The organism is Mycobacterium colombiense, assembly GCF_003284935.1.
GTDB classification, from domain to species: domain Bacteria; phylum Actinomycetota; class Actinomycetes; order Mycobacteriales; family Mycobacteriaceae; genus Mycobacterium; species Mycobacterium arosiense_A.
Genome location: NZ_QMEV01000065.1, coordinates 1 through 25,884, shown reverse-complemented (window position 1 = coordinate 25,884; position 25,884 = coordinate 1). Strand labels below are relative to the sequence as shown.

Sequence of the window (25,884 nt, the reverse complement as noted above, 5' to 3'; positions counted from 1 at the left end):
ATGACCGGGCCCGCTTCGGCGCTCCCGAGACCTGGCCCGCGCAGCTCACCGGCGCCGCCGCGGTCGCGTCGTTCGCGCCGCATGTATTGGCGGCGCGGGACGACGCCGCGGCGCTGGAGATTGTCAGCGCCGCCGCCGAGGCGCTCGCCGCCACCGCCCGCGCGGCCGGGGACGGTCCGGTCGCGATGGTCGGCGGACTGGCGGGAGTCCAGGCGCTGCGCGCCCAGCTCGACCTCATCCCGGCCGCGGGCGACGCGCTCGACGGCGCGCTGCGACTGCGAGCGATCCACGAGCCGCATCTGATTCGACTGCAGGCGGACCCGAAAGCCGTTGTCCCACAAGGCCTCGATGCGCTCGCCACCGAGGCGGTGCGGCCAGACCTTGACGATCTCGACGCGCGGCCCATCGCCGAGATCGTCGCGCTGCTCGTTGCCGCGGAGGCCGACGCGCACGGCGCGGTGGCCGAGGCGGTCCCGCGGATCGCGGCGGCGGCGCAAGCGATCGCCGCGCGGCTCGAACGCGGCGGACGCCTGATCTACGCCGGCGCCGGGACACCCGGACGGCTCGGGATGCTCGACGCGGCCGAGTGCGGGCCGACGTTCGGCACCGACCTGGTGCGCAGCGTGATCGCCGGCGGGCCAACGGCTTTGACCGAGGCGATCGAGGGTGCCGAGGATGCCTTCGATCCCGCCGATCTCGCGGACCTGACCGCCGCGGACGCGCTCGTCGGGATCACGGCCTCGGGCCGCACACCCTACGTGCTCGGAGCGCTTGAGCACGCCCGGGCACGGGGCGCGCTGACCGTCGCGATCGTCAACAACCCGGGCAGCGAGGCGTCCGCCGAGGTGGTGATCGAGCTGCTGACCGGGCCCGAGGTACTCGCCGGTTCCACGCGGCTCACCGCGGGCACGGCCCAGAAGGTGGTGCTCAACGCGCTCTCGACGAGCGTGATGATCGCGCTCGGCAAGGCGTATGGACCGCGGATGGTCGACGTGCGCGCGACCAACGCGAAGGTGCGCCGCCGGGCAGTGCGGATCGTCCGCGACGCGGCCGGTGTCGACGAGGAGACCGCGACCGCCGCGCTCGCCGCCGCGGGCGGTCACGCCAAGACCGCGATCGTCGCGTTGCTCGCGGGCGTCGACGCGACCGAGGCCGCCGCCCGGCTCGACCGGGCGCGCGGCCGCGTGCGGGACGCCCTGGCCGGAACATGAATGAAGCCCTCCGCGGGCCGTCGTCACACCCGTATCGTGAGGACCGTGTGTGAGCCAGCATGCTGCCGGCCGGCTCTGGTCAGCCGCCGCCAGCTATTAGCGCTCGGCGGCGGCGCCGGGGCGGCGGCCCTGCTCGGCGGCGCGCCTATCGCTGCGACCCCTCCCGCGACCTCGACGATGAGTGCGCGCCTGACCGCTACGACGTCGGCGCTGTTGCTCTGCCGCGACGCCTGGGGCGCCCGGCCGGCCCGCTCCGGGGGAAAGCGCCACACCATCACCCGGATGACACTGCACCACGAGGCCGTCGCCCTCGGCGAAAACCGCAATGCCCCAGGACATCTCCGCCAGGATCAGCGATACCACCAGGATCAGCACGGATGGATCGACATCGCCTATCACGTCGGCGTCGACCGCAACGGCAACATCTACGAACTGCGGAGCACCGAGATCGCCGGCGACACCGCGACGGACTACGACACCACCGGCCATTTCCTGGTCCTCTGCGAAGGAGATTTCGATCAGGAGGCCGTGCCGGAGGCCCAGCTCCAGGGCGCGGCCCGCGCATTCGCCTGGGCCGCCCAGAATTTTCACATTGCGGCCGACACGCTGGCGGGCCATCGGGACCTGGCCCAAACCTCGTGCCCGGGTCGCAACCTGTACGCCCACATCTCCTCGGGCGACCTCAAGCGCCGCATTGACGATCTCCTCGGCTCCGGCGGTGTGGATCTCCAGCGCTTCTGCGGCCCCGACGCGGCCGCACGGGTCGCATCCATCGAGGCAGGCAACTGACCGGCGCTCCCCGGCGACGAACGAGGGCAGATCGCGCAAAAAACGCCGCGGCGAACTACCTCCCAGGCGTACACTTCTCAGCTATGGCCAGGGGGAAGAAGGTCTTGTTAGCGCTGGTGCTCGCGTTCGCCGTCTCAACGACGACATCGAGCTGCGTTCCTCTCATCAACATCCCCACCTGCCCCGCAGGTGGCAGCTTCGTCGGCTGCTGATCAGTCGGCGACGCGCAGGCCCTTTCGCGCGTCGAGCTCCTCGTCGGTGACCGGTTCGAGCATCGGCCGCCCGGAGCTGTCATCACCCCGACCATGCATTCACCCGGGTGAGTAATGCGCCGCGGTGACCCGAACTCGTTGGCGCAAAAGAAGACTGAACGCCACTGATGTGTGAAACGAAGGCCGCTCACCCTCCACCCGAAACAGCCCCGATTCGGGACGATGGCGCGTATTCTGAGCGGTATGGTCAGGACCAAGACCAGGATCTGCGTGCATTGTGGCCACTCGTTCGATCCGAACGAGCGACCGCGTGACCTGTCCGATCCGGACTGGCTTCCGGCCGCATCGATCTATTGTTCGCATGATTGTAGTGACCGGTTCCATTGCGATATGGGGCATTGCTGCTCGGCCCACGCGAAGGAGAAGGCTCAGCGCGAAGCCGCCAGGGCGGGCCAGCGCAAATCGTAGGCCGTTCTGCGCCAACCACTTGACGCATCAATCGGCGGCTCGTGCCGCGCCGATGCTAGGTCTGCGAATCCGGAGCGACCGCGTGCCTTGGCTGGTACAACAGCGCACGAACCAACGGGCGCGGCCCGACGGACCGGAGCATCAGGCTGGCCGGGCGGACCCGTACCCGCTTCGGCCACCAGAACCAGCGTCCCATCACCGTCATGATCGACGGCGTGATGAGCGAGCGCACGACGAAGGTGTCGAACAGCAGACCGATGCCGATCGTCGTGCCGAACTGGCCGATTGCCCGCAGATCGCTGGTGATCATCGTGCCCATCGTGACGGCGAACACCACCCCGGCGGCGGTCACCACCGGGCCGGTCACACCCATGCCGCGGATCAGTCCTGTCTTCAGACCGGCTCCGATCTCCTCCTCGATGCGCGACACCAGCATCAGGTTGTAGTCGGATCCGACCGCCAGAAGCACGATCAACGCGAATTCTGTTGCCACCCAGTGCAACTGGAAATTAGCGAGGTGCTGCCAGATCAGCGTCGAGAACCCGAACGCCGCCCCTAGCGACATCACAATCGTGCCGACGATGACACCCGCCGCGACCAGAGCGCGGGTGACGATCACCATGATGATGAAGATGAGCACGATCGACGCGACCGCGGCGATCATCAGGTCGTACTTGGCTCCGTTGGCGATGTCGTAAAACGTTGCGGCCGTACCGCCGAGGTAGATGTCGGCGTTCTCCAACGACGTGAGTTTCAGCGCCTCCTTGGCCGCTTGGCGCTCCTGGTCGACGGACGCGATTCCCTTCGTCGTCGCCGGATCCACGGTGTGGGTGATGATGAAGCGCGCAGCCTTGCCGTCCGGCGACACCATCAAGCTCAACCCCAGCTGAAAGTCCGGGTTCTGGAAGATCTCGGGCGGCAGGTAGAACAGGCTCTCCACCTGAGAATCGTTGAACGACTTGCCCATCACGGCGTTCGTGTCGGTCAGCCGGTCGAACTGGTCGATCAGACTGTCGAACGAGCTGTAGATGGTCAGCGTCGTATCCCGGATCGACTTCGAGACAGCGATGTTCTCCGGGATGATCGCCAGCAACTCGCGGGTGGCCTTGGCCGTGTCGGTCAAGTCGCTGGTAAGGGCGTGGAACTTTTCGGCCAGCTGATCGAACCCGTCCAGGGCGTCGAACAGGCTTCGCAGCGACCAGCAGATCGGGATGTCGTAGCAGTGCTTCTCCCAGTAGAAGTAACTGCGAATCGGTCTCCAGAAATCGTCGAAATCCGCGATGTGGTCCCGGATCTCGTCCGTGATCGCCGCCGTCTCACCCGTGGTTTTCGAGCTGTCGTCCGCGGCGTTCGCGAGCTTCTGGGTCACCGCATACTGGCGCTCCAAGAGGGCGATCTGAGTGTCGAGGAAACCGGTGATCTTCTTGATGTCGCCGACACGGGCCTTCAGGTAATCAAGGTTGCTGCGGATCGGCGCGCTTTGCACGCTGAGCTGGAACGGAACGGATCCGTCTTGAATTGGCGGCCCGAGCGGTCTGGTAATGCTCTGCACCCGTTCGATGCCAGGCACCCGGAAGATCGCGCCGGCGACTTTGTCCAGGACCAGCATGTCCCGGGGATTGCGCAGATCGTGGTCGGATTCGATCATCAGCAGGTCCGGGTTCAGACGGGCCTGGGTGAAGTGTTGATCGGCCGCGTTGTACGCCTTCACCGAAGACGCGCTCTGCGGCAGGTAGTAGAGGTCGTTGTAGCGCGGGGTGAAGCCCATCAAGCCAATAGCGCCGACGATCGCCAGGATGACGGAGGTGGCGAGGATGGGCGCGGGCCACCGCACGATGGCGGTCGCCAGACGGCGCCACCGGGTGTAGTTGAACTCGCGCTTCGGGTCGAAAAGGCCGAAGCCGCTTGCGAAGGCGATCAGCGCCGGTGTCAGCGTGACCCCGGCGGCCACCACCACCAGCAGACCCACTGCGCACGGAAACGCCAACGAACTGAAGTACGGGCGCCGGGTGAATTTCAGACAGGCCAGCGCCCCGACGATCGTCAACCCCGAGCCCAGCACCACCTTGGTGACACCGGCGAACGTGTCGTAGTAGGCCGCCTCGCGGTCCAGCCCCCGTTCGCGGCCCTCTTGGTAGCGGCCGACCATGAATATCGCGTAGTCGGTACCCGCCGCGATGGCCAGTGCCGTCAGCAAGTTCACGGCGAAGGTCGACAGCCCCATGATGCCGGTCTCGCCGAGCAGCGCCACGACGCCACGGCCGGTGGCCAATCCGACGAACAGGATGACCATCGTCAGCAGCACCGTGCCGATGGATCGATAGACGAACATCAGCATGATCGCGATGATGATGATGGTGATGATCGTCATCTTGGCCAGGCTCGCGTCGCCGACGACGATCGTGTCGGCGGTCAGGGCTCCCTGACCGGCGACGTAGGCCTTCACCCCCGCCGGCGGTTTCGAGTCCGCGACGATCTTGCGAACCGCGGCAACCGATTTGTCGCCGACGGCCCCGCCCTGGTCACCGCGCAGGTTGACCTGGACGTAGGCGGCCTTGTGGTCGTAGCTCTCGACACCGGATGCTGTGAATCGCTGCCCCCAGAAATTCAGCGCATGCTCGACGTGTGGGTCATGCTGCAGCTTGTTGACCAGATCGTCGTAAAACCGGTGAGCGTCCTCGCCGAGAGGTTTGTCACCGACCAATGTCACCAGGACGAGGTTGTCGGAGTCGTACTCCTTGAATTTCTCCCCGATGTGCTTCATCCCGGTCACCGACGGCGCGTCGGACGGCGAGAGCGGCACCGAGACCTCCTCGGCAACCTTCTCCAGCTGTGGAACGAATACGTTGACGCCCACCGCGATCAGCAGCCAGATCACGACGATCGGCAGCGCCAGCACGCGCATGGTGCGGGCGATCCGTGGTTTGTGCTCAACGTTGGTGGGTTGCGCGACCGGGATTCTGTCGGTGTCGCTCGTGTCGTCGCTCACGCGGACTTGTCCAAGCAGGAAACTTGCGCGTTGCGGTTGGTGGCCTGCTGTTGATCGACCAACTTGCCGTCGACGGTGATACGGCAGCCGATGAAGGGACTGTCACCCTGGGCGACGACATAGGCGAAGATGCCGGGCATCTGCGCGACGATCGTCTTCGACCACGGCAAGGTGGTGAAGTCCGCCTTCTGCGGCAGCGACTCCGCATCCATCCAGTTCACGACGCCGGTCGTCCCGGGCGGCCCCAGGATTTCGTAGACGGCGGTCTTGGCCGCATATGGCGGGGTGGCATCCCGCGGATCGGGCTTGGGCAGGCCGGGTCCCGGGAAAACGCCATTGAGACGAATCACTGCGACGCCTCCGACGATCAGTGCAACGATCACCACCAGCGGAACCCATGCCCGCTTGAGCAGCGTCAACACCGCGACCCCCGATTCGGAATGCCCGACCGGCTGATATTAAGGCATCTCTTCGCTTCCGCCACGGCTAGCCGAACGCCGCAGCGGTCGAGTTGATTCCCGGGGTGGCCGCCAGATCGACGCGTGACATGGCCCACATCGTTGTTGGTGGTGACATCGCGCGCAGTGCGGATCTGAGGGCCGCGGCCGAGCCGACCGCGGGCGTCGCGGTGACTTCGCGCAACGGTCGGCGCATGGTCGGCGAGGAGCTGACCGCCAAGGAGCTGGAGGTTCTTCGCTTGCCGCCCACGGGTTATCGCAATCTGAAATCGGTGCGCGGCTGTATGTTTCGCTCAATACCGTGAAGACGCGCGAGAACTCGGTCTGCTGTAGTTCGCGCGGACTTTCGATACAAATCGACGGCTCCGGCGGCGAGGATGCCGGAAATTGGAACCGACGCTATACCAATGCTTTTGGCTTTACGTCTCGTTGCCGTTCGGTGCACTGCCCGGAGCCGCCGGGCTTGTGGGACTCGTCGAGGTCGCGGGACTCGTTGTGGTCGTAGGACTCGTCGGCCTCACGGGGCTCGTCGGAGTCGTCGGACTCGTAGGACTCGTGGGAGTCGTGGGAGTCGTCGGCGTGGTGCTCGCAAGGCCCGGGCCTTCGCCACACCAGTCCGCCACATCTTTTGGGTACTGCTCGAGCGGCGGAGGGCAGCGCTGCCCCGGCGGGAAGTTGGCACCGGCGTTGAGCAAGTCGCAGGGCACGTAGACCTGTTTGCCTTTAGGAGTGTTGGTCAGACATTTCGTCGGCGGCTCGCCGTGCGCCTCGACCGGAATGATGGCCGCTGCCACCACCGACACCACCGCACCGAACACCCAAGCGAAACGGCGAGAGGTCATGAGTGCTCCTTGCGATGCGGTCTCGGGCGTGCACGACATGACGCCGTCGTCGTATGACGATTAAAGCCGCTCACCCCGGGCATCAGCCAACCATAGGGCTGGCAATGACCGGCACATTCTGTTGTGGAGCTGCCGGGAATCGAACCCGGGTCCTACGGCATTCCCTCAAGACTTCTCCGTGCGCAGTTCGCTATGCCTCTACTCGGATCTCCTGGTCACGCGAACAAGCCAGGATGACGATCCCAGTCGCTGTTGGTGTCCCGATAAGTCCCGCGACCGGACTCATCGGTGGATCCCTCTAGCTGACGCCAGGGTCCGGGTCGAGGGCTTTCCCGGTCTGACGGACTAGCTGTCGCTTAGGCAGCGAGAGCGTAGTCGCGCTGATGTGAATCGGCGCTTATCTGTTTGCAACGACGCTTACGGTGGTCAGTTGCCTGCACCGGCACGCTTCCCTTGATTCGATGCGCGAAGTCGAAACCTTTCAGCCCCTCGCACCCCACCGACTTTCGGCAGGAATATCAATGGTACCTGCCTATCAACCAGCGGCAACGGGATTGTCTTCCCGCCGGGCTGCGATCAGATCACGAAGTTGAGGTGCTCGACGACCTGGGCGGCCACGGCTTTGTCGCCGTCGAGGTCCACGTCCTGGGGGCGGGCGGGACACAGCGGGCGGCCACCGGCGAGCCTGGTGAACTGCAGACCGTCCAGCCGGATCGTCGCGGTCGGCGCCTGGCCGCCGAAGTCGTCGACCACCGCGGCCCGGCCGTCGACGCTGACCCGGATGGTGCGGGCCAGCGGGCCGGTGAGGTCGAACTGGATGCGTGAACCCGCGGGCGCTTTGGCCAGTTTGCCCACCACGTAACCCATCGTCGCGGCGATCTCGTCGACGGCAAGGGACGCCGCGGGGCCGGCGAGCTCGTCATCCGACGGCGGCTGCCCCAACGCCACCCGCATGTCTTCTTCGTGCATCCAGCAGTCGAACACCCGGATCCGCATGAAACGTCCGTAGGAGTCCGGGCCGGTCGGCGTCATCGTCACCGCGTCCCAGTCGTCGCCGGACATCTTCGTCAGCGCGTCGCGCCGATCGGTGGTGATCGCCCGGAAGCTCTCCAGTACGTCGGCGTCGGCGTGCGCACTCAGATGGCGCACCCAGCACTCGTTCATCACGCCGACGTCGTTGCGCACGTGCTCCAACGCGGAGACGTCGACATCGGGCTGGGGCGCGGCGATGCCGGCGAGGAACGACTCCGTGCCGATCATGTGCGACACCAGCGCCTTGACGTCCCATCCCGGCAGCGGGCTGGCCGCCCGCCATTGCGCTTCGGAGAGCCCGGTCAACAGCGCGTCGATGTCGTCCCACACCGCGAACAGACCCGCGAGCACGGTGGACTTGTCGAGTCTGGTGACGGGGCGATCGGCCATGCTACGGATCGTAGGCCGTCAGGCCGAGGCGATCATCGCCACGGATCCCATGGCGAGCACCATGCCGATCCCCTGCAAGCGCGTCACCCGCTCGCGCAGCACCACCATCGCCAGCACGACCGTTGCGGCCGGATACAGCGAAATCAGGATGCTCGCCAACGACAGCAGCCAGGTGTGCAGGGCCGCCAGCATGGTGATGTTGGCGAAGATGTCCAGCAGGGCAACGGCCACTGCCAGTTTGAGCGGGCGTCCCCGCGGCATCGCCAGGTTCCGGCTGGTTTTGGCCATGGCGAACACGACCAGGCTGGCCGTCACCCGCGCGAAGACCAGCGGCCAGAGCTTGCACACGTGCGGCGCCTGGTGCAGAAACACCAGGTTCAACCCCATCGCCGAACCCGCAACTACTGTGAGCCAGGCCACTTTTGGGGTGAACCGGTACGGCGTGCCCTCCACGGGAGCCTCGCGGCTGACGAGCATCACCGCGGCCAGCGCCAGCACGACGCCCACCAGGGCCGCTTGCCCGGGCCGCTCCCCCAACGCCATGCCCACCGCGACGGGCACCGCCGCGTTGAGGACGGCCGCCAACGGCGAGACCACCGAAATCGGGCCGGAGCCCAGCGCCGCGAAGAACGCCCACATGCCGAACGCCATGCCGATGCCATACAGGCAACCCCACAGAACGGCACCGACATGGATGGGCCCGCCGACGAACACGGCCATCACGCCCAGCAACAGCGTCTCGATCGGGTAGGCGACCAGCATTACGCGCAGCGCGGCCACTCGCCGCGCTGCCACGCCGCCCACGAAATCGCTGACGCCGTACGTAACGGCCGACAGCTGGGCGTAAGCCGCCCCGATCAGGTCATGCCCTTTGCTCGACGTCCCATTTCCCGGACCACCTCACGCTGTGCATCACGTTGCGCCATGTCCTGGCGCTTGTCATAAGCCCTTTTACCGCGCGCGAGGGCCAGTTCGACTTTGACCTTGCCCTCGGAGAAATACAGCGACAGCGGCATCAAGGCGAGGTTACCATCTCGTATCTTGCCCACCAGCCTGTCGATTTGTTGCCTATGTAACAACAACTTTCGGTCGCGACGGGGTTCATGGTTGGTCCAGCTACCGTGCTGATACTCGGGAATGTACAAGTTACGCAACCAGACTTCGCCGTCGTCGATCGTTGCGAACGCGTCAGCTAACGATGCTTGGCCCAGCCGAAGGCTTTTCACCTCGGTGCCTTGCAAAGACACTCCGGCCTCGAACAACTCGATGATCGAATAGTTATGCCGCGCTTTGCGATTGGTGGCAATAACTTGTTTGCTGCCACCTTTGCCGCCCGCCGCCTTGGCTCGGCCGGAACCCTTCGCCACAGCTACCGCCGGATATAGAGGCGCAAGGTCGCGTAGGCCGTCACCGCCGCCATCGACACGCCGAGCAGGAACAACCACGGCGAGATATAGAGGATGTCGGCGTAATCGACCTTGGCGATCAGATGAGCTTGATAGAACTGGCTCAGCGCGTTGTCCAGGAACAATGCGCGGACCAACATGAGTCCGAGCACGGCGATCGCGACACCGATGGACGCGGCCAGCATCGCTTCCACCAGGAAGGGCAGCTGCGTGTACCACCGGCTGGCGCCGACCAGCCGCATGATGCCGATCTCGGTGCGCCGGGTGTACGCCGCAACCTGCACCATGTTGGCGATCAACAGGATCGCCCCGACCGCCTGCACCAGCGCGACGGCGAACGCGGCGTCACGCAGGCCGTCCAACACCGCGAACAGCCGGTCGATGAGGTCCTTCTCATTGAGGATGCTGCGCACGCCGGGCTGACCCTGCATCGCGGCATCGAATTCCGCGTGCTGTTCGGGATTGTTCAGCTTGACGATGAACGACGCGGGAAACGAGTCCTTGCCCGCCACGTCTTTGAACTCCGGGAACTTCTTGATGGCATCGTTGTAGGCATCCTGACGGTTGACGAAGCGCACCGATTTGACGTCTTGGCGTGCATCGATCTTCTCGCGCAACCCCTTACACGGCGCGGACGCACACGTCGTGTCATTGGCCGAGATGTCATCGGTCAGGAACACCTGCGTCTCGACGCGGTCGAGATAGATCTCCCGCGAGTTGTCGGCCAGCCGAACCACCAGCAGACCGCCGCCGAACAGGCCGATGGAGATCGCGGTCGTCAGGATCATCGCGGCCGTCATGGTGACGTTGCGGCGAAGCCCGGTCAGAACCTCGTTGAGTAGGAAACCGAAGCGCACTTAGCGGTCCATCCCATAGATGCCGCGCTGCTCGTCGCGAACCAGCCTGCCCAGCGACAGCTCGACGACGCGCTGGCGCATCGAGTCGACAATGTGGTGGTCGTGCGTCGCCATCAGCACCGTCGTCCCCGTGCGGTTGATCCGCTCCAACAAATCCATGATGTCCTTACTGGTGTCTGGGTCGAGGTTGCCCGTCGGCTCGTCCGCCAGCAGGACCAGGGGCCGGTTGACGAACGCGCGGGCGATCGCCACCCGCTGCTGCTCACCACCGGAAAGCTCGTGGGGCAATCGATTGGCTTTGCCGGACAGACCGACGGTTTCCAGCACGTCTGGCACCACCCGATTGATCGCGTCGGATCGTTTGCCGATCACTTCCAACGCGAACGCCACGTTTTCGTACACCGTCTTTTGCTGCAGCAGGCGGAAGTCCTGAAAAACGCAGCCGATGACCTGGCGCAGCTTCGGGACGTGACGACCGCGCAGCTTGTTGACGTGGAACTTTGACACCCGCACGTCGCCGCTGGTCGGGTTCTCCGCGCCGAGCAACAGCCGCATGAACGTGGACTTGCCCGACCCCGACGGGCCGATCAGGAAGACGAATTCACCCTTGTCGATCTTGACGTTGACGTCCTCCAGCGCCGGACGCGCCGACGCTTTGTACTTCTTGCTGACATGGTCCAGGGTGATCATCACGGCACGCCAGTGTAGCGGTGAATTTCGCTGGCAGGCGAAGTCAACTGGCCGGTGGCGGCGAACTCGGCACCGGGCCGGGCCCCGGCTGCGGTTGCTGCGGCGTCGGGGTCGCCGGGCTTGAGCTGGGCGGGCAGAACGGCGCCGGCAGGATGCACGGCAGCTGCGGCAGCTGGAAGGGCGGCGTCGTCGTCGTGGTCGTCGTGGTCGTCGTCACCGGTGGTGGCGGCGGTGGCGGGGGTGGCGGCGGCGGCGCACTCGTCGGGGTCGGCGTGTAAGTGACGGTCGCCGGAGGCGCCTGCACGCGGCTGCGCGGCACCCACGTGTAGTTGGGGTCCGGAACGAAGCCCGGCGGCACTACCTGCTGCGCCGGCGGCTTGGGCGCCGGTTGCGGGCGGTAGGTGTCATACACCCACCACGCCAGGAAGAAAGCGATGATCAACACGAGCGTCGACGTGCGCAGCCGCCCGCCGAACACGTAATTCGGCCAGTGATGCTCCGCATCCGTGTCGTCGCCGTCGCCGCGCTTCTCGAGGATGTTCAGGGTGAACTTCAACGCTGCTGCCCCGCACCTTGGACTTCATCGTCGGTTCGCTGTTCGGCGGCCGCCTGGGCGGCCGGCACCGAGGGGTCTTCCACCAAGCCGACCGTCGCGTCCGCCGCGGTCACGATCCCGACGCGGGCCAGCGCCCGGATGACCAGAACGCGCAGCTGCCGGCCGACCTCGAACTGCTTGCCGGGCAGCGTGCGGGCCACCATGCGCAGGGTGACCGTGTCGAGCTCGATGCTCTCCACACCCATCACGGTGGGTGCATCCAGCAACAATTGGCCCAGCACCGGGTTGTCCATCGCGCGCTCGCATTCCTGATGCAGGACTTCGTTGACCCGGTTCAGGTCGGAGTTGGTCGACACCGGGATGTCCACCACCGCGCGTGCCCAGTCCTTGGACAGGTTGACCACCTTGACGATCTGCCCATTGGGAATGGTCAACACCTCGCCATCCGGTGAGCGCAGTCGGGTGACCCGTAGCGTCACGTTCTCGACCGTGCCGGTCGCGTCCGTCGCGGACACGACGGTGATGGTCACCAGGTCACCGAACCCGTACTGGCGTTCCACCAGGATGAAGAAGCCGGACAGCAGGTCCCTGACCAACTGTTGCGCGCCGAAACCGAGCGCCGCGCCGACCACGGTGGCCGGCGCGACCAGTCCCCCTATCGAGAACTGCAGTATCTCGGCAATCTGCATCATCACCCAGATGCCGATGATGACGACCGACACCCACGAGATCACCGACGCCACGGCCTGGCGGTGTTTCGATGCCTCCGAGCGCACCAGCGCGTCGCTTTCGGCGAAGCCCAGGTTCAGCTGATGCGTCACCTGCTGCGCCACCCAGTTGACGAACCGGGCCGCCAGCACCGCGGCAATCAGGACCATGGCGATCCGCAGACCCCTGGCGATAATCCACTCACCGAGCTCGCCCCGCCAGAAGTCGTGCCAGCGGTGCGTCATCGATGTGGCGAGAAAACTTGTGTTATTCGTCATCTTTTCGGTTGCGCCAACGAATTCCCGCTTCCAGGAATCCGTCGATGTCTCCATCCAGGACGGCCGCAGGGTTGCCAACCTCGTACTCGGTTCGCAGGTCCTTGACCATCTGATAGGGCTGCAAAACGTAGGAGCGCATCTGATTGCCCCACGAGCTGCCACCTTCGCCTTTTAACGCGTCTAGTTCAGCGCGTTCTTCGGATCGCTTGCGTTCCAACAACTTTGCCTGAAGCACTCGCATCGCCGAGATCTTGTTCTGCAACTGCGATTTTTCGTTCTGGCAAGTCACGACGATACCCGTTGGAATATGCGTTAAACGTACCGCAGAGTCGGTGGTGTTCACCGATTGGCCTCCGGGGCCACTCGAACGGTAAACATCAACGCGCACATCGCCTTCCGGTATGTCGATGTGGTCGGTGGTTTCCACCACCGGGAGCACCTCGACTTCAGCGAATGACGTCTGGCGCCGGCTCTGGTTGTCAAACGGGCTGATTCGCACCAGCCGGTGGGTGCCCTGCTCCACCGACAGCGTGCCGTAGGCGAACGGCGCGTGCACGGCGAACGTCGCGCTCTTGATGCCGGCCTCTTCGGCGTACGACGTGTCGAACACCTCGACCGGATACTTGTGCTGCTCGGCCCACCGGATGTACATCCGCATCAGCATCTCGGCCCAGTCGGCGGCGTCCACGCCGCCCGCGCCGGAGCGAATGGTGACCAGCGCCTCGCGTTCGTCGTACTCCCCCGACAGCAGGGTCCGCACCTCGGTGGCCTCGATGTCGGCGCGCAGCGCCTTCAGCTCGGCGTCCGCCTCGGCCATTGCGTCGGCGGCACCTTCCCCCTCCTCCGCCGCCAGCTCGTAGAGCACCGGCAGATCGTCCAGGCGCCCGCGCAGCTCCTCGACCCTGCGCAGCTCACCCTGGGCGTGGGACAACTCGCTGGTCACCCGCTGGGCGCGCGCTTGGTCATCCCACAGTTGGGGATCGGATGCCTCGTGTTCGAGCTTCTCGATGCGCTTGCGCAGACCGTCCACATCGAGCACCCGCTCCACCGTGGTCAGGGTGGCATCGAGTGCGGCGATATCGGCTTGACGGTCGGGCTCCACAGCCGACCACGTTACCTGGGGCCTTCCGGGCGGCTGAGCTCGCAGCGAGTGTCCAGGCCACGACCAGCGGTCATGCGTTTAGCATCGAGTCACGATCATGTGCGACCCGCTCTGCGCGCCGGCCCAATCTGGGAGCCCCCGGCGCTAACCGGGCACGAATAGAAGGTCGAGTATGCGTCCTTACCACGTTGCCATCGTTGGTTCCGGCCCGTCGGGTTTCTTCGCCGCCTCCTCCTTGCTGAAGGCGGCCGACGGGTCCGAGGACATCGATATCGCCGTCGACATGCTGGAGATGCTGCCCACGCCGTGGGGGCTGGTGCGCTCCGGTGTCGCGCCCGATCACCCGAAAATCAAGTCGATCAGCAAGCAATTCGAGAAGACGTCCCAGGATCCGCGCTTCCGTTTCTTCGGCAACATCTCGGTCGGCGAGCACGTGCAGGCCGACGAGCTCGCCGAGCGCTACGACGCCGTCGTCTATGCCGTCGGGGCGCAATCCGACCGCGCGCTCAACATCCCCGGCGAGGAGCTGCCGGGCAGCATCGCCGCCGTCGATTTCGTCGGCTGGTACAACGCGCATCCGAACTTCGAGGAAGCCACCCCCGATCTCTCGGGAGCCCGCGCCGTGGTCGTCGGCAACGGGAACGTCGCACTCGACGTCGCGCGCATTCTGGTCACCGACCCCGACGTGCTCGGGCAGACCGACATCGCCGACCACGCGCTGGAGTCGCTGCGGCCTTGCGGGGTCGACGAGGTGGTGGTCATCGGTCGGCGCGGACCGCTGCAGACCGCCTTCACCACCCTCGAGCTTCGTGAGCTGGGAGAGCTGGAAAACGTCGACGTGATCGTCGACCCCGCCCAGCTCGAAGGCGTGAGCGACGAAGACGCCGCGGCGGCGGGCAAGACGGCGAAGCAGAACATCAACGTGCTGCGCGACTACGCGAAGCGCGACCCGCGCCCCGGGCACCGCCGCATCGTGCTGCGTTTCATGACCTCCCCGATCGAGATCAAGGGGACGCACCGGGTCGAATCGATCGTGCTCGGCCGCAATGAGCTGGTCACCGACGACAACGGGTGGGTTTCGGCCAAAGACACCGGCGAGCGCGAGGAGCTACCGGTGCAGCTGGTGGTGCGCTCGGTCGGTTATCGGGGGGTGCCCACGCCGGGGCTGCCGTTCGACGACAAGACCGCGACGATCCCCAACAGCGGCGGCCGGGTCGAAGGCAGGCGCAACGAATACGTGGTCGGCTGGATCAAGCGCGGCCCGACCGGCGTCATCGGCACCAATAAGAAGGACTCCCAGGACACCGTGGAGACGCTGCTCGCCGATCTGTCCGGCGCCGACGGTCTCGCGGATTTCGGCGACGACCACGCCGATCGGCTTGCCGATTGGCTGGCGTCGCGCCAGCCCAAACTGGTCACCTCGGCCCACTGGGAACTCATCGACGCCCATGAGCGGGCGGCCGGCGAACCGCACGGACGTCCCCGCGTCAAACTGCCGAGCCTGGCCAAGCTGCTCCGGGTCAGCCACGGCTGATCGTTCGGTCTCGACGGCGCCCAGAGTACGAAGGGCTCTACTCAACGCCGTCAATCCTCCGTAGCGTTGACGGCGTGGGTAACGACCAACCAGTCACCGTGCTTTCCGAGGACGAGAACTGGAAGCTGTTGGGCAGTGTCGCGCTGGGCCGGCTGGTCACCAACTTCGCCGGTGAGCCCGAGATCTTCCCGGTCAACTTCGTCGCGCAGGACCGCACCGTGCTGTTTCGCACCGCCGAGGGCACCAAATTGTTCTCGGCGGTGGCCAATCACGCGGTGGTCTTCGAGGTCGACGATCACAACCTCATCGAAGGCTGGAGCGTCATCGTGCGCGGTCGCGCGCGCTTGCTGAAGACCGACGCGGACATTCAACGGGCCGAACGCGCGCAGTTGTTGCCCTGGACGGCGACGCGCAAACCGCACTATGTGCGCATCACCCCGACCGAGGTCACCGGTCGGGCGTTCCGGTTCGGCCCGGAGCCTGACCGTCACGAGCCGGTTGCCTGACGAGAAGCTCGGGTGCCTCCACGCCGGTGAGTCGGCGGTGCATGGCCCACGCGATCCGGCCGGCCTGAACCTTCGCCCGATCCGCCGCCGGCCCGTGGTACATCTCGTCAACGGTGTTGTGCCACAGCATGAGCCAGCGACGGAAGTGACGATCCGACAGTGGGGCACGCGCGTGGATATCCCGGTGCGCCTGTAACGCACTGCGGCGGTAGAGCCCCGCCCGGAACAGCACGGTCTCCCAGAAGTCGCACATCGTCGGGACGTGGGCCTCCAGCCCGGTGGCCCGCAACTCGGCGAACGGCTCCGCCAGGACCTCGTCGTCCAACGCGCGCCCGTAGAACCGGCGCAGGAGCGCCTCGACGTCGGCGCGGTCGACCAGGTCCGCGCCCGTCGTTGTCAGCTGGCTCACGGCGACTCCTCGATCTGTCTGCAACTCAGAGTAACACCATCTTCACCGGACGAACCCCGTTGCGGAGCAGTGTGTTTCAGATCACCGGCGAGCGAATCTGGCCCGGTTACAGGTTGCCGCAACGGACCGCGAGCACGGAGTGACCCGCGTGGCACAGCTCTTCGGCCCGATACGTGTCGGCGACCAGCAGCTGTCCCGCTTCGTGGTGGGCGCGCAGGTACCGGTCCAGGCCGCCGGCCACCATCGTCGGCGCGGCCTGCACGTCGGGATACAACCGCATCCACCGTGCCAGTCGACGATCCAATTGCGCTCGCGCCGAAGGTTTTCCGGTGCTTGAGTCGCCGGCGCCGGGGCCTTTCGACACCGACAGTGCCCGCAGGGGTGTTCCGCGCAGTCTCGCTTCATCGAAGGCGTGCCGCAACACCTTGCCGTTGTCCACCTCGGCCACCACGCGGCTGACCTGCTCGGCCGTCGGACGGCCCGGCGGCTGTTGGATGACGGCGACCGGACACAGCGCCGAGCGGATCAGGCACGCCGCAACAGCGGGTCCGCCATGGCGGGCATGGTTGAGCCCGACCCGGCCGATGCAGATCATGACCGCCGATCTCGACTCCTCGAGGAGTTTGGAAACCGTTCGGCCCCAAAGAATATCGGTTTCGACCTTGACCGGTTCGCCGACGGCGTCGACGGCGCGATGGGCGTCGGCCAGCGCGGCACGAGCGACGGCGAGTCGGGTGTCGGCGGCCCGCACGCCCGAAGCGTCGTGCGGATCGATGACGTACACCAGCCGCAGGGGGATATCGCGGTTGACCGCCTCGTCGATCGCCCAGAGAGCCGCATGTACCGCCGCCCTGGACCCGTCAACGCCGACCAGAATTGCGGGAGCTGGATATGCGTTGCTCATCGCGACCTCCTCCATCGAGCGGATGAAGGGTGATTCTCACACCGTTCACCCACGAGGTTATTGCTCGCAACCGCCACTCCCCCAGAGGCATTGGTCCTCGATTTGATGCCATTGGACCCTACGGTGCGGCAGGCGAAACGGAATTTGCTGTAGCCATCGCGACGGCGGCGATCGAATACTGGGCGACATCGCAGATCGCTCAGACGACTCTGCGGTCGCTGCTGGGCCGTGCGGACCTGGACACGCTGCTGGCACACGGGGAGGACCTCAACAGCGATCGGCGCGCGATCATCGACAAGCAGACCGAGCCCTAGGGTGTGTAAGTGCGCGTGGTGGAGATCGAGGACGCAGAGATTCCCGAGTCGATGCAGCGGGCGATGGCCCGCGAGGCCGAGGCCGAGCGCGAACGCGGCGCGAAGGTCATCAACGCCCGTGGCGAGCTGCAGGCGCCGGAGAGCTGCACGAAGCCGCGGAGACCCTGCCGATCAGAATTCGACCGTCGTCTTCCCCCTGCCGGTCGACGGGGCGTCCTCGCGGCGATCACCAATTATCAAGCACGTCCAATACTTTCGCTGTTCAACAGGCGTCAAGTTAGGCCGCGCAGGCGGTTAACACAAGATGAATCGAAGATGAACAGAGGCTGAATTCTGCCTGGTCGGTGCCGTGAAATATGCAAAACCCCGCAAGCACCGGCCGCACCTGCGACGTTTAGAGGGCCCGAACCCCGAAGGTCTTTGGTAATGCCCTGCGCGCACGCTCCGCCACGCCGCTAAGCACCACGCCGCCCGCGTCGCCCGACGCGGGGTGAGCTTTGCCGACGGGCCAAGCGAATCCGGGAGCGGCCCACGAGATCCGAAAAGCACGCCGCTGCGGCGAGCACCCGGCGCCGGTGGCGTTTGTCCGAAAACCGCACATTGAGGGGATGTATCACGCATGGATTGGGCTTTCTTTCCACCCGAAATCAATTCCGCCCGGATGTACACCGGACCTGGATTGGCCTCGCTGTTGGCCGCCGCCGGAAGCTGGGACGCACTCTCGGCCGAGCTGGCCTCCACCGCCGAGTCCTACGAGTCGGTGCTCGCGGGCCTGGACCTGCAATGGAGCGGCGCCGCCGCGGAGTCGATGGCATACGCGGCCGCCCGCTACATGGGCTGGTTACAGGCGACCGCCGAACAGACGAAGCAGACGGCCATGCAGGCGCGGACCGCCGCGGCGGCCTATGAGCAGGCGTATGCGATGACGGTGCCCCCGCCGGTGATCGCCGCCAACCGCACGCTGTTGGCCTCGCTGGTGGCAACGAACATCGTCGGTCAGAACACCGCGGCCATCGCGGACACCGAGGCGCAGTACGCCGACTTCTGGGCGCAGGATGCCGCCGCCATGACCGGCTACTCGGTGTCGTCGACGGCGGCGACGACGCAGTTGCCGCGGTTCGCCACGGCAACGAAGTCCACCACCGACTCCGGGGTGAGCGACCAGAGCGCCGCCGTGGCCGCGGTGAACACCAACGCCGGCGCGACCAAGCTTGCCGCGCAGACCTTTTCACCGCTGACACAGCAGTCGCAATCGGGACTCAACACGGGCGATGTCTACTACCTCGACGCATCGACGACGAGCTCGGGCACCAGCGCCTTCCGGGTCCTCGATGCCATTCAGGGAACGAGCCTCGGCTTCACCGCCCCCTACAACATGGAGCAGTTCGTGTCCGGCATCATCGGGGCGGAAAACAATCTGGGCATCCTCGCCAAGCCCGGCGCGGCCGCGGCCAACCTCGCTCCCGCGCTCGCGGTGCCCGCACTCCGCGGCGCAACGGCGGGCCTCGGCGGTGGACTGGGCAACGTGACCGCGACCCTTTCGCACGCCGGCACGATCGGGCCGATGTCGGTGCCCGCAAGGTGGGTCGCGCCCACGAGCAGCCACGTCTCGCCGTTGGAGCCCGCGGGGTTCACCACGCTGCCGGGGACCGAAGAGCCGATCGCGTCCGGTTATCCCGGTTACCCCGGCATGCCCGGCGGCGGTGCCGCCCGGTCCGCCGGCGCGGGTGCGGCGCCCCGCTACGGCGTGCGGCTCACCGTGATGCCACGCCCGCCGGCCGCCGGGTGACGTGCCACTACTTCGCCCACTGCTGTCGGTCATAGGACGAACCTTTCGCCGCATGCAGTTTCGCTTCACGCGGCCTTTAGGGCTGTAAGACAATGGAATTCGGTTTTCTGCCGCCAGAGGTGAACTCTGGCCGGATGTACGCAGGCCCCGGGTCGGGTTCGCTACTGGCCGCCGCGGGAAGCTGGGATTCGCTCTCTGCCGAGCTGGGCATCACGGCCGCGGTGTACGAATCGGTGCTGTCCGGCCTGACGGGTGTGTACTGGCACGGCCTCGCGGCCCAAGCGATGGCGGCAGGCGCCGCCCCCTACGTCGCGTGGCTGTATGCGACCGCCGAACTTGCTCAGCAGACGGCGGCGCAGGCCCGGGCGGCGGCGGCGGCCTATGAGTTGGCGCATGCCATGACCGTGCCCCCGCCGGCGGTCGCGGCCAACCGCGCCCAGCTGGCCACGCTGGTGGCAACGAACTTCTTCGGCCAGAACACCGCGGCCATCGCTGCCACCGAGGCCCAGTACGCCGAATACTGGGCCCAAGATGCCGCCGCGATGTACGGCTACTCCGCCAATTCGACCGCGGCCGTGCAGTTCTCGCCGTTTGCTTCCCCGCGCCAGACCACGACCACCGATGGGGTGACGGCGCAGCAGGACGCCGTCGTGCAAGCCACCGCGAACGCTTCGAGCTCGGGGGCGCAATCGGGATCGCAAGTGGTGAATTCCTCGGCACCCGGGACGTCGGAAATCCCGCTCGATTTCCGAATTCTTGACACCATCCAGGCCGCCCAGTTCACGTTCAGATCCATTTTCACCGCGGAGGGGACTCCCGCCGGAATCATCCAGGCCGACAAGGCCTTAGGCATCTTGCCCAACCTCGGGGCGGTTCCGGCCGCCCTGCCCAAGGCGCCCGCGCTCAGCGGTGCCAGCTCGGGCCTGGGCAACGTCGACGCGGTGCTCGCGCGGGCCGGACGGATCGGTCCGATGTCGGTGCCCGCCGGCTGGACGGCCACGACCGGCAATCCCGTCGCGGCAGCGCCGGGCAGCGGCCTGGCCGAGCTGACGGCGACGGAGGTCGGGGCCCCGGCCGGGTCCACGCCGGGCATACCCGGACTTCCGGGCGGAACGGTCCGGCGGGCCGCGCTCGTGATACCGCGCTACGGCAGGCGGATCACGGTGATGACGCGCCCACCCGCGGCCGGTTGACCGGCGCTCAGCCGGCGGGCGGCTCGGGCGACGGCGGGGGCGCGGGCGGAACCGAGGGAGCGAATTTCCAGTTGTCCGGATTCTTCGGCGAATACACCACCGAAAACAGCTGGCCGATGGTCGGCCATTGGTTCACGTCGACGGCCATGCGCTGATACACCGCGTGTTCGTTGACGGTCGGGCCGTTGATCACCCCGGCGATGGTGACGAATTGTTCGCCGGTGGCGTCTGGGCGGGGACTTATCCCGGTGACCAGCAGCGTGCCGCTGAGCAGCTCACCCCGAGGGCCGCGCGGGACGAACCGCTGGACGAGAAACACCCCCAAGATCGCCACCAGCAAAAGCAGCAGTCCGAATTCCCACACTTGGCCATGGTAGGACCGTGATAAGACTGCGTCATGACTCGCACCGGCGATCTGGCGCTGGCACTGACGCTGGCCGACAGCGCAGACGCGTTGACCACCGCCCGATTCGGGGCGCTCGACCTGCACGTCGACACCAAACCCGACCTGACGCCGGTGACCGACGCCGATCGGGCGGTCGAAAACGAGCTGCGCGAGGCGCTCGGCCGCGAACGGCCCGATGACAGCATCGTCGGCGAGGAGTTCGGCGGCGACACCACCCTCACCGGGCGGCAGTGGATCATCGACCCGATCGACGGCACCAAGAACTTCGTCCGCGGGGTGCCGGTGTGGGCCACCCTCATCGCATTGCTCCAGGACGGCGTCCCCGTCGTCGGCGCCGTCAGCGCCCCGGCGTTGCAGCGACGGTGGTGGGCCGCCGACGGTCAGGGCGCCTTCGTCGCGGTCAACGGCACGCCCCCGCGACGGCTCTCGGTTTCCTCTGTGGCACAGTTGAATTCGGCAAGTCTCTCGTTCTCCAGCCTGTCCGGCTGGGCGCAGCTGGGTGTGCGGGATCGATTCATCGCTCTGACCGACGCGGTCTGGCGGGTGCGCGCCTTCGGCGACTTTCTGTCCTATTGCCTGCTCGCCGAGGGGGCCGTGGACATCGCCGCCGAGCCGGAGGTCTCGGTATGGGATCTCGCGGCGCTCGACATCCTGGTGCGCGAAGCGGGCGGGGCGCTGACGGCTTTGGACGGCACCGCGGGACCGCATCACGGCAGCGCCGTGGCCACCAACGGCCTGCTGCAGCAGCAGGTGCTCGACAGCCTCGCTGTGAATTAGTTAACAAGTGTTCTCCGTTATCTTACTCCGGAGTAAGATCGACGGTATCCGCATCGCCCACCGACCTGAGGCTGCCGAAAATGACCGGTTCCGGTTCTCAACAGACATCCGCACGCTCCCGCGTCAAACGGCGCGACCACAAATCCGCCGTCGGGCTCCAGCCCCACAAACGCACCGGCGTCGACATCGCCATCGCGCTGATCACCCCGCTCGTCGGCCAGGAATTCCTGGACAAGTACCGGCTGCGTGACCCGCTCAACCGCGCGCTGCGCTACGGCACCAAGACGGTCTTCTCCACCGCCGCCACCTCGTCTCGCGAATTCAAGCGAATCCAGAACCTGCGCGGCCGGCCGACCCGGCTCAAGTCGAGCGGCAAGGACTACTTCGATCTGACGCCCGACGACGAGCAGAAGATGATCGTCGAGACCCTCGACGAGTTCGCCGAGGAAGTGCTGCGGCCCGCCGCGCACGACGCCGACGAGGCGGCGACCTATCCGCGCGAGCTGATCGCCAAGGCCGCCGAGCTGGGCATCACCGCGATCAACATCCCCGAGGATTTCGACGGCATCGCCGCGCACCGGTCCAGCGTCACCAACGTGCTGGTGGCCGAGGCGCTGTCCTACGGCGACATGGGCCTGGCGTTGCCGCTGCTGGCACCCGGAGGCGTGGCCTCGGCGCTGACCCACTGGGGCAGCGCCGACCAGCAGGCCACCTACCTGCCCGAGTTCGCCGGCGAGAACGTGCCCCAAGCCTGCGTGGCCATCGCCGAGCCGCAACCACTTTTCGACCCCACCCGGCTGAAGACCACCGCGGTGCGCACCCCGAGCGGATACCGCCTCGACGGGGTGAAGTCGTTGGTCCCGGCCGCGGCCGACGCCGAGCTGTTCATCATCGGCGCGCAGCTGGACGGCAAGCCGGCCTTGTTCATCGTCGAGTCGTCGGCAAAAGGCCTTTCCGTGAAGGCGGATCCGAGCATGGGGATTCGCGCGGCGGCCCTTGGCCAGGTCGAACTCTCCGGGGTGACGGTGCCCCCCAGCGCCCGGCTCGGTGAGGACGAGGCCACCGACGAGGACTACTCCGAGGCGATCGCGCTGGCCCGGCTCGGCTGGGCGGCGCTGACCGTCGGCACCTCGCACGCGGTGCTCGATTACGTCGTCCCATACGTCAAGGAGCGGCACGCCTTCGGCGAGCCGATCGCCCACCGGCAGGCGGTGGCCTTCATGTGCGCCAACATCGCCATCGAATTGGACGGGCTGCGGCTGATCACCTGGCGCGGCGCGGCGCGCGCCGAGCAAGGCCTGCCGTTCGTCCGCGAGGCGGCGCTGGCCAAGCGGCTCGGCGCCGACAAGGGCATGCAGATCGGCCTGGACGGTGTCCAGCTGCTGGGCGGCCACGGCTACACGAAAGAGCACCCGGTCGAACGCTGGTACCGCGACCTGCGGGCCATCGGCGTGGCCGAGGGCGTTGTCGTCATCTGAGTCGTCATCTAAGTCGTTAACTCATCCGAGCTGAAAGTTCAATCATGGCAATCAATCTGGAACTTCCCCACAAGATGCAAGCGGTGACGACCAAGACCCACCAGGGCGCCGCCGAGCTGATGCGGCCGATCGCCCGCAAGTACGACCTCAAGGAGCACGCGTACCCCGTCGAGCTCGACACCCTGTTCAGCCTCTTCGAAGGGGCCTCGGAGTCAATCGAATTCGCCGGAGCCAATGCGCTGGGCAGCGAGGACGAAGAACGCGACAAGAACCACAACGGCGCCAACATGGCGGCGCTGCTGCAGACCCTGGAAGCCAGCTGGGGTGACCTCGCGATGATGCTGTCGGTTCCGTATCAGGGGCTGGGCAACGCGGCCATCTCGGCCGTCGCCAACGAGGAACAGCTGCAACGCCTGGGCAAGGTGTGGGCGGCGATGGCGATCACCGAGCCCGGCTTCGGATCGGATTCGGCGGCGGTGTCGACGACCGCCACCCTGGACGGCGACGAGTACGTGATCAACGGCGAGAAGATCTTCGTCACCGCCGGTTCGCGCGCCACCCACATCGTGGTGTGGGCGACGCTCGACAAGGCGGCGGGCCGCGCGGCGATCAAGTCGTTCGTCGTGCCGCGCGAGCATCCCGGTGTCACGGTCGAACGGCTCGAGCACAAGCTCGGCATCAAGGGTTCCGACACCGCGGTCATCCGGTTCGATAACGCGCGCATCCCGAAGGAGAACCTGCTCGGCAACCCCGAAATCGAGGTGGGCAAGGGCTTTTCCGGGGTGATGGAGACCTTCGACAACACCCGGCCCATCGTCGCGGCCATGGCCGTCGGCGTCGGCCGCGCCGCCCTGGAGGAGATCCGCAAGATCCTCACCGAGGCCGGCGTGGAGATCTCCTACGACAAGCCCTCGCACGTCCAGAGCGCCGCCGCGGCCGAGTTCATCCGGATGGAAGCCGATTGGGAGGCCGCCTATCTGCTGTCGCTGCGGGCGGCGTGGCAGGCCGACAACAAGATTCCCAACTCCAAAGAAGCGTCGATGAGCAAGGCGAAGGCCGGCCGGATGGCCACCGACGTCACGCTCAAGACCGTCGAATTGGCAGGCACCGCAGGCTATTCCGAGCAGACGCTGCTGGAGAAGTGGGCGCGCGACTCGAAGATCCTGGACATCTTCGAGGGCACGCAGCAGATCCAGCAATTGGTGGTGGCGCGCCGGTTGCTGGGGCTGTCGTCGTCGGAGCTCAAGTAGCGATCGCGTTCAGGCGCCCGCGGGCTTCGTCGCCCAGTTCGATCGACGCTACGCCCATGTTCTCTTCCAGGTGGCCGCGCGACGAGGTGCCGGGGATCAGCAGCACGTTGGGCGTCCACGCCAGCGCGACCTGAGCGGGTGTGCCATTTCGACGCGCTCGGCGTGGTCGATCGGGTGCGTGCCGGCGGGTTCTCCGGCCGGGCCGTGGTGCGGGTGGCCGGGGGGTTCTGAGCGGCCAGTAGGCTCTGGTGGCATGCGCGCGGTACAGGTGACTCGGCTCGATGGTCCAGACGCGGTCAAGTTGACCGACATCGACGAGCCCTCGGGCGACGGGGTCGTCGTCGACGTACACGCCGCCGGGGTGGCCTTCCCGGATGCCCTGCTCACGCGGGGCCTTTACCAGTACCGCCCGGAGTTGCCGTTCGTGCTCGGCGCCGAGATCGCCGGCGTGGTCCGGTCGGCACCCGAGGGCGCCAACGTGAGTGCCGGCGACCGGGTCGTGGGACTCACGATGCTCTCCGGCGGCATGGCCGAGGTCGCGGTGCTGGCCCCGGACCGGGTGTTCAAGCTGCCCGACAATGTGAGCTTCGAGGCGGGCGCCGGCCTGCTGTTCAACGACCTGACGGTCTACTTCGCGCTCACCGTGCGGGGCCGGCTGCAGCGCGGTGAGACGGTTCTGGTGCACGGCGCGGCCGGCGGCATCGGAACGTCGGCGCTGCGGCTGGCGCCGGCGCTGGGCGCGTCACGCACCATCGCCGTGGTCAGCACCCAGGACAAGGCCGACATCGCCACGGCCGCCGGCGCGACGGACGTCGTGCTGGCCGACGGTTTCAAGGACGCGGTGAAGGAGTTGACCCACGGACGCGGCGTCGACATCGTCGTCGACCCGGTCGGCGGCGACCGGTTCACCGATTCCCTGCGCTCGCTGACCCCGGGCGGGCGGCTGCTGGTGGTCGGGTTCACCGGCGGTGAGATTCCCACCGTCAAGGTAAACCGGTTGCTGCTCAACAACGTTGACGTGGTGGGTGTGGGCTGGGGCGCATGGGCCGGGACGCATCCGGGCGCGCTGGCCGAGCAGTGGGCCGGCCTCGAACGGTTGCTCACGTCCGGGGAGCTGGCCCCGCCCGAGCCGGTGGCCTACCCGCTGGAGCAAGCCGCGACCGCGGTCGCCTCGCTGGAGAACCGCAGCGCCAAGGGCAAGGTCGTGCTGCGCGTGCGGGGTTGATCCCGCCCCGAACCCGCGACACTTAAACGACTGTGACGACACGCCGGGCGGATTCAAGCGGTGGATGCAACAGTTGGTGGGTTTGAGAGTATCTCGTCGAGTATCTGGGCG

General features: G+C 66.7%; 25 protein-coding genes, 1 other RNA gene and 2 pseudogenes. 12 read left to right on the top strand and 16 right to left on the bottom strand.

Annotated elements, in window-relative coordinates; translation table 11 throughout:
* Positions 1–308: 308 nt before the first annotated feature.
* Both murQ and DQP57_RS21650 read left to right on the top strand, forming a co-directional pair.
* A complete protein-coding gene (gene murQ, locus DQP57_RS21655) occupies positions 309–1,211 on the top strand; it encodes an N-acetylmuramic acid 6-phosphate etherase (RefSeq protein ID WP_430919940.1) in 903 nt (300 codons plus the stop codon).
* Positions 1,212–1,388: 177 nt separating this feature from the next.
* Complete coding sequence (locus tag DQP57_RS21650; protein ID WP_240631844.1) at positions 1,389–2,000, top strand: N-acetylmuramoyl-L-alanine amidase; 612 nt, start codon at positions 1,389–1,391, stop codon at positions 1,998–2,000.
* 735 nt (positions 2,001–2,735) lie between these two features.
* Here DQP57_RS21650 and DQP57_RS21640 read toward each other — a convergent pair.
* On the bottom strand, positions 2,736–5,669 hold the full coding sequence (locus DQP57_RS21640; RefSeq protein ID WP_112634720.1) for an RND family transporter: 2,934 nt from the start codon (positions 5,667–5,669) through the stop codon (positions 2,736–2,738).
* Positions 5,666–6,088, bottom strand: a complete 423-nt coding sequence (locus DQP57_RS21635) for an MmpS family transport accessory protein (protein ID WP_205869198.1) — start codon at positions 6,086–6,088, stop codon at positions 5,666–5,668. The genes DQP57_RS21640 and DQP57_RS21635 overlap by 4 nt, the downstream gene beginning before the upstream one ends.
* Positions 6,089–6,216: 128 nt before the next feature.
* Between DQP57_RS21635 and DQP57_RS21630 the strand changes: the two genes are divergently transcribed.
* On the top strand, positions 6,217–6,432 hold the full coding sequence (locus DQP57_RS21630) for a hypothetical protein (RefSeq protein ID WP_205869197.1): 216 nt from the start codon (positions 6,217–6,219) through the stop codon (positions 6,430–6,432).
* A 94-nt stretch (positions 6,433–6,526) separates the two neighbouring features.
* Here the strand turns inward: DQP57_RS21630 and DQP57_RS26915 are convergent, their stop codons facing one another.
* From DQP57_RS26915 to prfB, 10 genes are all read right to left on the bottom strand, one after another.
* Positions 6,527–6,739 (bottom strand): hypothetical protein, encoded by a 213-nt coding sequence (locus DQP57_RS26915; protein WP_165821865.1) that lies wholly within the window; start codon positions 6,737–6,739, stop codon positions 6,527–6,529.
* A gap of 351 nt (positions 6,740–7,090) precedes the next feature.
* Positions 7,091–7,458, bottom strand: a transfer-messenger RNA (tmRNA) gene (gene ssrA, locus DQP57_RS21620).
* Between the two features lie 87 nt (positions 7,459–7,545).
* Positions 7,546–8,391, bottom strand: coding sequence for a maleylpyruvate isomerase family mycothiol-dependent enzyme (locus DQP57_RS21615; RefSeq protein ID WP_112634717.1), 846 nt, complete (start codon positions 8,389–8,391; stop codon positions 7,546–7,548).
* A gap of 18 nt (positions 8,392–8,409) precedes the next feature.
* Positions 8,410–9,252, bottom strand: coding sequence for an EamA family transporter (locus DQP57_RS21610; RefSeq protein WP_112634716.1), 843 nt, complete (start codon positions 9,250–9,252; stop codon positions 8,410–8,412).
* The gene (smpB, locus tag DQP57_RS21605) at positions 9,249–9,758 is read right to left on the bottom strand and encodes an SsrA-binding protein SmpB (protein ID WP_112634715.1); all 510 of its coding nucleotides are present in this window, start codon (positions 9,756–9,758) and stop codon (positions 9,249–9,251) included. The genes DQP57_RS21610 and smpB overlap by 4 nt, the downstream gene beginning before the upstream one ends.
* 2 nt (positions 9,759–9,760) lie before the next feature.
* Positions 9,761–10,654, bottom strand: a complete 894-nt coding sequence (ftsX, locus tag DQP57_RS21600; protein ID WP_066879255.1) for a permease-like cell division protein FtsX — start codon at positions 10,652–10,654, stop codon at positions 9,761–9,763.
* Positions 10,655–11,344 (bottom strand): cell division ATP-binding protein FtsE, encoded by a 690-nt coding sequence (gene ftsE / locus DQP57_RS21595; RefSeq protein ID WP_112634714.1) that lies wholly within the window; start codon positions 11,342–11,344, stop codon positions 10,655–10,657.
* Between the two features lie 43 nt (positions 11,345–11,387).
* Complete coding sequence (locus DQP57_RS21590; RefSeq protein ID WP_112634713.1) at positions 11,388–11,900, bottom strand: hypothetical protein; 513 nt, start codon at positions 11,898–11,900, stop codon at positions 11,388–11,390.
* Positions 11,897–12,886, bottom strand: coding sequence for a mechanosensitive ion channel family protein (locus DQP57_RS21585; protein WP_240631842.1), 990 nt, complete (start codon positions 12,884–12,886; stop codon positions 11,897–11,899). Before DQP57_RS21585 ends, DQP57_RS21590 begins: the two co-directional genes overlap by 4 nt.
* Positions 12,876–13,988: a peptide chain release factor 2 gene (prfB, locus tag DQP57_RS21580; protein WP_112634711.1), complete on the bottom strand. Its 1,113-nt coding sequence runs from the start codon at positions 13,986–13,988 to the stop codon at positions 12,876–12,878. The genes DQP57_RS21585 and prfB overlap by 11 nt, the downstream gene beginning before the upstream one ends.
* A 172-nt stretch (positions 13,989–14,160) precedes the next feature.
* On the opposite strand from prfB, the gene DQP57_RS21575 reads away from it, so the two are divergent.
* Together DQP57_RS21575 and DQP57_RS21570 are read left to right on the top strand one after the other, a co-directional pair.
* A complete protein-coding gene (locus DQP57_RS21575) occupies positions 14,161–15,522 on the top strand; it encodes an FAD-dependent oxidoreductase (RefSeq protein WP_112634710.1) in 1,362 nt (453 codons plus the stop codon).
* Positions 15,523–15,596: 74 nt separating this feature from the next.
* Entirely contained in the window at positions 15,597–16,028 is a 432-nt protein-coding gene (locus DQP57_RS21570) for a pyridoxamine 5'-phosphate oxidase family protein (RefSeq protein WP_112634709.1), read from the top strand.
* Here DQP57_RS21570 and DQP57_RS21565 read toward each other — a convergent pair.
* Together DQP57_RS21565 and DQP57_RS21560 are read right to left on the bottom strand one after the other, a co-directional pair.
* The gene (locus DQP57_RS21565) at positions 15,970–16,437 is read right to left on the bottom strand and encodes a group III truncated hemoglobin (protein WP_430919932.1); all 468 of its coding nucleotides are present in this window, start codon (positions 16,435–16,437) and stop codon (positions 15,970–15,972) included. The genes DQP57_RS21570 and DQP57_RS21565 overlap by 59 nt on opposite strands.
* Before the next feature lie 106 nt (positions 16,438–16,543).
* Positions 16,544–17,341 carry a universal stress protein gene (locus tag DQP57_RS21560; RefSeq protein ID WP_165821866.1) on the bottom strand — a complete coding sequence of 266 codons (798 nt, stop codon included), beginning with the start codon at positions 17,339–17,341 and terminating at the stop codon, positions 16,544–16,546.
* 29 nt (positions 17,342–17,370) lie between these two features.
* Here DQP57_RS21560 and DQP57_RS21555 point away from each other — a divergent pair.
* From DQP57_RS21555 to DQP57_RS21545, 3 genes and pseudogenes are all read left to right on the top strand, one after another.
* Positions 17,371–17,953, top strand: a pseudogene (locus DQP57_RS21555) (SPFH domain-containing protein); the annotation flags it as partial.
* 321 nt (positions 17,954–18,274) lie between these two features.
* Positions 18,275–19,444, top strand: coding sequence for a PPE family protein (locus DQP57_RS21550; RefSeq protein ID WP_112634707.1), 1,170 nt, complete (start codon positions 18,275–18,277; stop codon positions 19,442–19,444).
* A gap of 92 nt (positions 19,445–19,536) precedes the next feature.
* Positions 19,537–20,637 carry a PPE family protein gene (locus DQP57_RS21545; RefSeq protein ID WP_112634706.1) on the top strand — a complete coding sequence of 367 codons (1,101 nt, stop codon included), beginning with the start codon at positions 19,537–19,539 and terminating at the stop codon, positions 20,635–20,637.
* A gap of 7 nt (positions 20,638–20,644) precedes the next feature.
* Here DQP57_RS21545 and DQP57_RS21540 read toward each other — a convergent pair whose 3' ends face one another.
* A complete protein-coding gene (locus DQP57_RS21540) occupies positions 20,645–21,001 on the bottom strand; it encodes a hypothetical protein (RefSeq protein ID WP_112634705.1) in 357 nt (118 codons plus the stop codon).
* Between the two features lie 33 nt (positions 21,002–21,034).
* Between DQP57_RS21540 and hisN the strand changes: the two genes are divergently transcribed.
* The 3 genes from hisN (at position 21,035) to DQP57_RS21525 (ending at position 24,548) form a co-directional block, all read left to right on the top strand.
* On the top strand, positions 21,035–21,820 hold the full coding sequence (hisN, locus tag DQP57_RS21535; RefSeq protein ID WP_112634704.1) for a histidinol-phosphatase: 786 nt from the start codon (positions 21,035–21,037) through the stop codon (positions 21,818–21,820).
* An 80-nt stretch (positions 21,821–21,900) separates the two neighbouring features.
* Entirely contained in the window at positions 21,901–23,298 is a 1,398-nt protein-coding gene (locus DQP57_RS21530) for an acyl-CoA dehydrogenase family protein (RefSeq protein WP_112634703.1), read from the top strand.
* Between the two features lie 44 nt (positions 23,299–23,342).
* Positions 23,343–24,548, top strand: coding sequence for an acyl-CoA dehydrogenase family protein (locus DQP57_RS21525; RefSeq protein ID WP_112634702.1), 1,206 nt, complete (start codon positions 23,343–23,345; stop codon positions 24,546–24,548).
* On the opposite strand, the pseudogene DQP57_RS21520 reads toward DQP57_RS21525, so the two are convergent.
* Positions 24,541–24,702: pseudogene (locus DQP57_RS21520) on the bottom strand (aldo/keto reductase); the annotation flags it as partial. The gene DQP57_RS21525 and the pseudogene DQP57_RS21520 sit on opposite strands and share 8 nt — an antisense overlap.
* Before the next feature lie 99 nt (positions 24,703–24,801).
* On the opposite strand from DQP57_RS21520, the gene DQP57_RS21515 reads away from it, so the two are divergent.
* A complete protein-coding gene (locus DQP57_RS21515) occupies positions 24,802–25,773 on the top strand; it encodes an NADPH:quinone oxidoreductase family protein (protein WP_112634701.1) in 972 nt (323 codons plus the stop codon).
* Positions 25,774–25,884 lie beyond the last annotated feature (111 nt).